The sequence below is a fragment of the Kitasatospora sp. NPDC057512 genome, assembly GCF_042802135.1.
In the GTDB taxonomy this organism is placed as follows: Bacteria; Actinomycetota; Actinomycetes; order Streptomycetales; family Streptomycetaceae; genus Kitasatospora.
In genome coordinates this window covers 1-6985 of the sequence record NZ_JBHVET010000461.1, presented here as the reverse complement: position 1 = coordinate 6985, position 6985 = coordinate 1, and the positions used below count along the sequence as shown (strand labels likewise).

At 74.7% G+C, this 6985-nt stretch carries 8 protein-coding genes; 4 read left to right on the top strand and 4 right to left on the bottom strand.

The window, feature by feature from the left end; translation table 11 throughout:
• Window positions 1–34: 34 nt before the first annotated feature.
• The 3 genes from ACFU6K_RS26155 to ACFU6K_RS26145 are packed head-to-tail and all read right to left on the bottom strand — an operon-like array spanning window position 35 to window position 1982.
• On the bottom strand, window positions 35–328 hold the full coding sequence (locus ACFU6K_RS26155; protein WP_380666937.1) for a hypothetical protein: 294 nt from the start codon (window positions 326–328) through the stop codon (window positions 35–37).
• Window positions 315–668 carry an AbrB/MazE/SpoVT family DNA-binding domain-containing protein gene (locus tag ACFU6K_RS26150; protein WP_380666935.1) on the bottom strand — a complete coding sequence of 118 codons (354 nt, stop codon included), beginning with the start codon at window positions 666–668 and terminating at the stop codon, window positions 315–317. The genes ACFU6K_RS26155 and ACFU6K_RS26150 overlap by 14 nt, the downstream gene beginning before the upstream one ends.
• Before the next feature lie 9 nt (window positions 669–677).
• The gene (locus tag ACFU6K_RS26145; RefSeq protein ID WP_380666933.1) at window positions 678–1982 is read right to left on the bottom strand and encodes an MFS transporter; all 1305 of its coding nucleotides are present in this window, start codon (window positions 1980–1982) and stop codon (window positions 678–680) included.
• Window positions 1983–2074: 92 nt separating this feature from the next.
• Between ACFU6K_RS26145 and ACFU6K_RS26140 the strand changes: the two genes are divergently transcribed.
• The 3 genes from ACFU6K_RS26140 (at window position 2075) to ACFU6K_RS26130 (ending at window position 4970) form a co-directional block, all read left to right on the top strand.
• A complete protein-coding gene (locus ACFU6K_RS26140; protein WP_380666931.1) occupies window positions 2075–3043 on the top strand; it encodes a LysR family transcriptional regulator in 969 nt (322 codons plus the stop codon).
• 152 nt (window positions 3044–3195) lie between these two features.
• Window positions 3196–4353, top strand: coding sequence for an adenosine deaminase (locus tag ACFU6K_RS26135; RefSeq protein WP_380666930.1), 1158 nt, complete (start codon window positions 3196–3198; stop codon window positions 4351–4353).
• A gap of 230 nt (window positions 4354–4583) precedes the next feature.
• Window positions 4584–4970 (top strand): hypothetical protein, encoded by a 387-nt coding sequence (locus ACFU6K_RS26130; protein WP_380666928.1) that lies wholly within the window; start codon window positions 4584–4586, stop codon window positions 4968–4970.
• An 86-nt stretch (window positions 4971–5056) separates the two neighbouring features.
• On the opposite strand, the gene ACFU6K_RS26125 is transcribed toward ACFU6K_RS26130, so the two are convergent.
• Window positions 5057–5242: a PspC domain-containing protein gene (locus tag ACFU6K_RS26125; RefSeq protein WP_380666926.1), complete on the bottom strand. Its 186-nt coding sequence runs from the start codon at window positions 5240–5242 to the stop codon at window positions 5057–5059.
• A 335-nt stretch (window positions 5243–5577) separates the two neighbouring features.
• Between ACFU6K_RS26125 and ACFU6K_RS26120 the strand changes: the two genes are divergently transcribed.
• Window positions 5578–6978, top strand: a complete 1401-nt coding sequence (locus ACFU6K_RS26120) for a hypothetical protein (RefSeq protein WP_380666924.1) — start codon at window positions 5578–5580, stop codon at window positions 6976–6978.
• The last annotated feature ends 7 nt before the right edge of the window (window positions 6979–6985 follow it).

Genomic DNA, 6985 nt, shown 5'->3' with positions numbered 1-6985 from the left:
GTGCACCGGCGGGCGGCTCGACGTTTCTCGCCGGTCAGGGGCGGCCGAAGATGTCGTGGGTGCCGATCCGGCGCCAGACGATGTGGGGCTCGCCGTGCTGGGGCGGGGTTCCGTAGCTGAAGGTCGCCCGGCCGTCCGGGGCCCAGGTCATCTCCCAGATGTCCGGGTGGCCCTGCATCTTCTTCACCCGCAGGCCGCGGCGGAAGCCCTGGCCGGCTCGAAGGTCGGCGACGAACTGGGCCACCGCGACCAGGAACGCGGTCTTCTGGGCGGCGGTCAGGCCCTTCCAGTCGCGGAGGAAGTGGGCCAGCGACTCATACGTCGGCACGGCGCTTGATCTCCCCCAGGTCGAGGCCGGCCTCGTCGGCGAGCGACTGCAGGAAGGCGTCCCCGTCCTGGAACACCTCGCCCCGCTCGCCCGCGGCGATCGCCTCGTCGACCTCCCGCTCCTTCTCCTGCCAGGCGCCGCTCCAGAACCACGCCTGGTCGTCCGGGATGACGGAGGCGGGGGTCAGGACGATGCGGCCGTCCTCCACCGCGACCACCAGCTGGTCGCCCTCCTGGAGGTCCAGCTGCTCTCTTATCTCCTGCGGGATGGTGACCACGCCCTTCTTCCGCACGGGCGTGGACACCAGGTGGGGGCGACGGCGGCGCTTGAGGTCTGCCATGGGGAAAGTCTACCTGGCGGAAAGTCTTCCCGGCTGCCTCGAACACCGGCCGGCGGTGTGGGCCTGGCGGGTGGCGTAGAGGGTGACGGCGGCGGCGAGGGTCATGGCGGTGAGGCCGACGGTGGCGGCGCCGGGCCAGCCGGTGGCGTGGTAGGCGTCGGCGCCGAGGGTGCCGCCGAGGCTGTTCCCGAGGTAGTAGGCGATCAGGTAGAGGGCGGAGGCCTGGGCGCGGCCCTCGGTGGCGGTGCGGCCGACGGAGGAGGAGGCGGTGGCGTGGCCGGCGAAGAAGCCGGCGGTGATCAGGACCAGGCCGAGCAGGGCGCAGGTGAGGGATTCGGCGAGGGAGAGCAGCAGGCCGGCCGCGGTCACGCCGATGGAGACGTAGAGGGCACCGCGTCGGCCGAGGCGGCCGGCGAGCCGGCCGGCCGCGGCGGAGGTGCCGGTGCCGACCAGGTAGACCACGAAGATCGAGGCGGCGATCGACTCCGGCAGGTGGAAGGGTGCGGCGATCAGCCGGTAGCCGACGGTGTTGTAGACCGCGCCGAACACTGCCATGAACAGCATGCCGAGCAGGTACAGCCGTAGCAGCAGCGGGTTGCGCAGGTGCCGTCCGACGGTGCGGGCGAGCGCGCGGGCGTCCACCGGGGCCGGGGTGAAGTGCCGGGCGGCGGGGATCAGCAGCCGGAAGGCGAGGGTGGCGAGCAGGGCGAGGACGGCGGAGGCGGCGAGGCCCCAGCGCCAGCCGAGCCCGGCGGCGGTCCAGCCGGAGAGCAGCCGGCCGCCCATGCCGCCGATGCTGTTGCCGGCCACGTACAGGCCCATCGCGGAGGGCAGGGCGCCGGGGTGGACCTCCTCGGCGAGGTAGGCCATGGCGGTGGCGGGGAGCCCGGCGAGGACGGCGCCCTGGAGGACCCGCAGGACGACGAGGGTGGTGAGGTCAGGCGCGAAGGGCAGGGCGAGGGCGAACGCGGAGGCGGCGAGGGTGGAGGCCGTCATCACCGCGGTGCGGCCGTACCGGTCGGAGAGCGCGCTGGCCGGGAGCAGTCCGAGGGCGAGGCCGAGGGTGGCGGCGGAGGCCGTCCAGCTGGCCTGGCCGGGGGTGAGGTCGAGGTCGGCCGAGAGGATCGGCAGCAGGCCCTGGGTGGAGTAGAGCAGGACGAAGGTCGCGACCCCGGCGGCGAACAGGGCGAGGTTGGCGCGGCGGAAGGCGCGCTGGCCGGGGCGGTGGCGGTCGTCCGCGGTGGGGGCGGCGGCGGGGGCGGTGGCGTGGGCATCCGGGGTGGTCACGGATGCCCCGGTATCGGCGGGCTGCATGACGTCGACCGTAGGCCTGCCGGTGTTGATGCGTCCAATGCATGAAGTGTGGATGATCGATGCACTGGCGTATGAGTCGAGGTGGTGCGGGGATGTCCGGTCCGGAATCGGTGGACGGCGGGGAACAGCGGTACCGGGTGGCCGAGTTGGGGCCGGAGGAGCCGGCCGTGCTGCTGGCGCCCCGGCTGGCCCGGTTCGCGGCGGTGGCCCGGCTGGAGCACGTGACCCAGGCGGCCGCGCTGCTCGGGGTGCCGCAGCCGACGCTGTCGCGCGCGGTGGCCGGGCTGGAGGAGGAGCTGGGGGTGGACCTGCTGGCCCGTCAGGGTCGTACGGTCCGGCTGACCAGGGCGGGCCGGCTGCTGCTGGCCTCGGTGGAGCGGGCGCTGGCCGAGCTGGAACGCGGTGCGGAGGCGGCCCGGGCGGAGGCGGATCCGGCGGTGGGCCTGGTGGCCTTCGGCTTCCTGCACACGATGGGGCCGGACGCGGTGCCGGCGCTGCTGCGGGGCTTCCGCGCGGCGCACCCGCGGGTGCGGTTCCAGCTGGTGCAGGACTACGGCGCGGCGATGCTGGAGCGGCTGCGGGCCGGGGAGTTGGACCTCTGCCTGGTCGCGCCGCTGCCGGAGGACCCGGCGTTCGCCGCCCGGCCGCTGGACGAGCAGCGGCTGCACCTGGTCGTCCCGGCGGACCACCGGCTGGCCGGGCGGCGGCGGATCCGGCTGGCGGAGGTGGCGGAGGAGCCGTTCGTCGGGCTGGAGCAGGGGTACGGGCTGCGCGCGATCACGGACGGCTTCTGCGCGCAGGCCGGGTTCGTCCCCCGGCTGGCGTTCGAGGGGGAGGAGGCGGAGACGCTGCGCGGGCTGGTGGCGGCCGGGCTGGGGGTGGCGCTGCTGCCGCCGGCCCTGGTGCCGCGGCCGGGGGTGGTGGAGCTGGAGGTGACGGCGCCGCGGACCCGGCGGGCGATCGGGCTGGCCTGGGCGGCGGGGCGGCCGCTGGCCCCGCCGGCGCGGGCGTTCCGGGACTTCGTGCTGTCCCGGCGCGGGCGGCTGCTGCAGCACGACTGAGGCGGTGGTGCGCCGCGACCGGGCCGGTCGCGGCGGCCGGTTGACGCTTTGGTGGATCGTATGGACCGGTCGGTGGAATTCCGGGTGGAGTTTGGACCATCCGGTGGTGTTCGCGGTGGTCGGTCTACGCGCGTAGGGGCTATATTTCCGCAATGGAACAGCAGATCCCCGTCACCACCGCGGGCGCCGGCCCGCGCATCCCCACCCTCGACCAGATCCGCCGCGCGCCGAAGGTCCTCCTGCACGACCACCTGGACGGCGGGCTGCGCCCGGAGACCGTGGTCGAGCTGGCCGCCGCCTGCGGCTACCAGGGCCTGCCCACCACCGACCCCAAGGAGCTCGGCGAGTGGTTCCGCGAGGCCGCCGACTCCGGCTCGCTGGTCCGCTACCTGGAGACCTTCGCGCACACCTGCGCCGTGATGCAGACCCGTGAGGCGCTGATCAAGGTCGCCGCGGACTGCGCCGAGGACCTGGCCGCCGACGGCGTCGTGTACGCCGAGGTCCGCTACGCCCCCGAGCAGCACCTGGAGGCCGGGCTGAGCCTGGACGAGGTCGTCGAGGCCGTCCAGGAGGGCTTCCGCCTCGGCGAGGCCAACGCCCGCGCGGCCGGCCACCGGATCCGCGTCGGCACCCTGATCACCGCGATGCGGCACGCCGCCCGCTCGCAGGAGATCGCCGAACTGGCCAACCGCCACCGGGACTCGGGTGTCGTCGGCTTCGACATCGCCGGTGCCGAGGCCGGCTACCCGCCCACCCGCCACCAGGCCGCCTTCGACTACCTCAAGGGCGAGAACAACCACTTCACCATCCACGCGGGCGAGGCCTTCGGCCTGCCGTCGATCTGGGAGGCCCTGCAGTGCTGCGGCGCCGACCGGCTCGGCCACGGCGTGCGGATCGTCGACGACATCACGGTGGGCGAGGACGGCACGGTCGAGCTCGGCCGGCTGGCCGCGTACGTGCGCGACAAGCGCATCCCGCTGGAGATGTGCCCGACCTCCAACATCCAGACCGGTGCCGCCGCCTCGTACGCCGAGCACCCGATCGGGCTGCTCAGCCGGCTGAAGTTCCGGGTCACCGTGAACACCGACAACCGGCTGATGAGCGGCACCAGCATGAGCCGGGAGTTCGGCCACGTGGTGGACGCCTTCGGTTACACCCTGGGCGACCTGGAGTGGTTCACGGTGAACGCGATGAAGTCCGCGTTCCTGCCCTTCGACGAGCGGCTGGCGATGATCAACGACGTGATCAAGCCGGGCTACGCCGAGCTGAAGGCGGAGTGGCTGTTCAGCGCGGGCACCGGCGGCAACTGAGCCGTCGGGGCGCCGCGCCGGGGCGCGCGCCGGTCGGATGAACTCCAGGTTCCTGCAAGGGGGTTGGCGTTCATCCGACTACTCACTCGGGTGAGTGAACGCCCTTTGGTCCCCGCGTGACCTGCTCACTACGGTGTGCCAGTCATGCCGAAACGTCGCGGCGGCGGTCGCCCGTCCGCCGGTCCCGTGCGCGAAGTCGGCGACCGACGAGGACCCAAAGGGGACCAACCATGAAGCAGGCTCTCAAGGCCGCCGGTACCGCGGCGCTCGGCATCGCCATCGCGGCGGTCGGCGCCGGTGCCGCCTCCGCGGCCGACGGCCAGGCGGCCGGCGGCCTCGGGCTGCCCACCGGCGTGTTGACGAACCCGGCGGTGACCGGCGCTGTCACCGACACCGCCGCCAAGCTGCCCGCCGCCGGCAAGGTGACCGAGACGCTGGGCACCCTCGCCCCGAGCGTCGGCAAGGCCGTCCCCGCCGGAGACACCCCGCTGGCCGGCGTCACCGAGCAGCGCGCCGCCCAGCAGCGCGCCGCGCTCCCGACCATCCCCGGTCTGGACAAGACCCCGATCGGCGGGCTGACCAGCACCCTCCCGGCCATCCCCGGCCTGACCGGCTGAGCCGAGGCCCACGGCACGGCGACGGGCCGTCCACCCCGGGAGTCTCCGGGGCGGGCGGCCCGTCGCTCTGTGCGGGGCCGCCGGGCTCACGGCTCCTGGGGGAGCAGCACCCAGAGCGCCAGGTAGAGCAGGAACTGGGGGCCGGGCAGCAGGCAGGACAGCAGGAAGATCAGCCGGACGGTCCACGGGGTCAGGCCGAAGCGTTCGGCGATCCCGGCGCAGACGCCGGCGAGGACGCGGTTGTGGCGGGGACGGGCGAGGCGCGCACTCATGATTCTCTCCCTGTGGTGGCGGCCCGGTCCGGCAGGTCCGGCGGGCTGATTCCATCCTCCGCCGCCGTCGGCCCCCGGGCCTCAGCCCGGCAGGTGATTCTCGGCCCCGAAGGGTCACCGGGGAGTCGTAGCCGGATGTCGGGGTTCCCTCGGGGTGGTCCCGGGGAACCAGGAGCCGTCCTCGGTCCGGACCGCCGGACGGGGCTCGATAGGATGCTGCCGATCGCGGTCGGCCGGGGGGCGGACGAAAGCCCGACATTGTTGCGAAATGATCTCCCGTGCAAGCGATTTCACGTCCTGATGGGTTCTCTCCCGCATTCTCCCGTGAGGTTGGATTGCACATTCGGCAGCGCAGATTCCTGACCGCGACCACCGCCGTCACCCTGGTCTCCGGCCTGGCCGCCGTCGGGGGCGCGGTCGTCTTCGCCGCGCCGGAGGCCGTCGCGCTGTCCCCGGGCGCCCGGACCCGCCCCTCGCCGGTCACGATCACCTTCGGCGGCCTTCCCGGTACCGTCACGGCGGGGGGAGCGCCGGTGGAGTTCACCGCGACGCTCCGGAACACCGCCGACCACCGGCTGGACGTGCCGTCCTCGGTCTTCGTCGTCGCGGACGCCGGCGCGGGCGCCGGGCAGGGCCACTTCAGGCTGGAGTACCGGGCGCCCGGCGGCACCCGGTGGCAGGACGCCAGGGCGAACGCCGCGGGCGCCGGCGCCGCCTGGGCGCTCGACCAGCCCGCCGTGCTGTCGCTGCCGGCCGGCGCCGAGGCCGCCTACCGGCTGCGGCTCACCGTCACCGCCGACGCCCCGGCCGGACGGGTGGCGCCGGGCTTCGACTCCCTGGTCTCGGACCCGGCCCTGCCGCCGGAGCAGCGCACCACCGAGGCGAGCGGCGGCCACCCGGACCTGGTCATCGTTCCGGCGGCGTCGCCCACCACCGCACCGGCCACCGCGCCGGCCACGGCGCCGCCCACCCCGGCGGCCACCGCGGAGGTCGGGCTCCACGGGGTGCCCGTCGTGTTCACGGTGGGCGGCGAGGCGAAGCCGTTCACGCTGGTCCTCACCAACCGGAGCGGCCGGGAGCTGCGGGTCGTACCCGCGGTCGCGTTCCAGGGGGCGACCGAACTTCCCTCGGGCACCGTCGAGTTCGAGTTCCGTGGCGCCGACGGGCAGTGGCGGGGCGCAACCCCGGGCCGCAGCCCGGAGCACCCGGACCGGCTCGACTTCGCGCTGCGGAGCGGGGACGGGAACGCCGAGGCCATCACGCTGGCGAGGGGCGAGAGCCGCACCGTCGACCTCCGGCTGGCCTTCACCAGGGACGCGCCGATCCTGTTCGAGTCCCTGATGGCCGTGTCGCGCACCCTGCCGGAGCAGGGCGAGAGCGCGGCCGAGGCGGTCGGGCCGGCGGCCGACTTCATCACCGTGGTCGCGACGGGCGCCACCGCCGCACCCGCTCCGACCTTCGCCGACTCGGCCCCGGACCCGGACGTGCCGGAGCGGGCCGCCGCCCCGGTCCTCCCGGTCGTGCGGGCCACCGGCACGTCGCCGAGCCCGGCGGGGGCCGGCCCGCAGGTGGTCACCGCCGCGCCCCCGACCGGGGACGGGGGGCTGGCCTCCACCGGCGGCGGCAGGGCCACGGAGCCGATGGCGATCACCGGTGCGACCGCGATCGCGCTCGGCCTCGGCACCCTGGTGGTGGCGTGGCGCCGCAACCGCGTGCGGGGCGGCGCAGGGAACTGAGCCGGAC

Coding starts and splice junctions, on each gene's coding strand:
- ACFU6K_RS26135 (WP_380666930.1), top strand. CDS start 3,196: ATGGAACAGCAGATCCCCGTCACCACCGCGGGCGCCGGCCCGCGCATC.
- ACFU6K_RS26150 (WP_380666935.1), bottom strand. CDS start 668: ATGGCAGACCTCAAGCGCCGCCGTCGCCCCCACCTGGTGTCCACGCCC.
- ACFU6K_RS26125 (WP_380666926.1), bottom strand. CDS start 5,242: ATGAGTGCGCGCCTCGCCCGTCCCCGCCACAACCGCGTCCTCGCCGGC.
- ACFU6K_RS26140 (WP_380666931.1), top strand. CDS start 2,075: ATGTCCGGTCCGGAATCGGTGGACGGCGGGGAACAGCGGTACCGGGTG.
- ACFU6K_RS26130 (WP_380666928.1), top strand. CDS start 4,584: ATGAAGCAGGCTCTCAAGGCCGCCGGTACCGCGGCGCTCGGCATCGCC.
- ACFU6K_RS26145 (WP_380666933.1), bottom strand. CDS start 1,982: ATGCAGCCCGCCGATACCGGGGCATCCGTGACCACCCCGGATGCCCAC.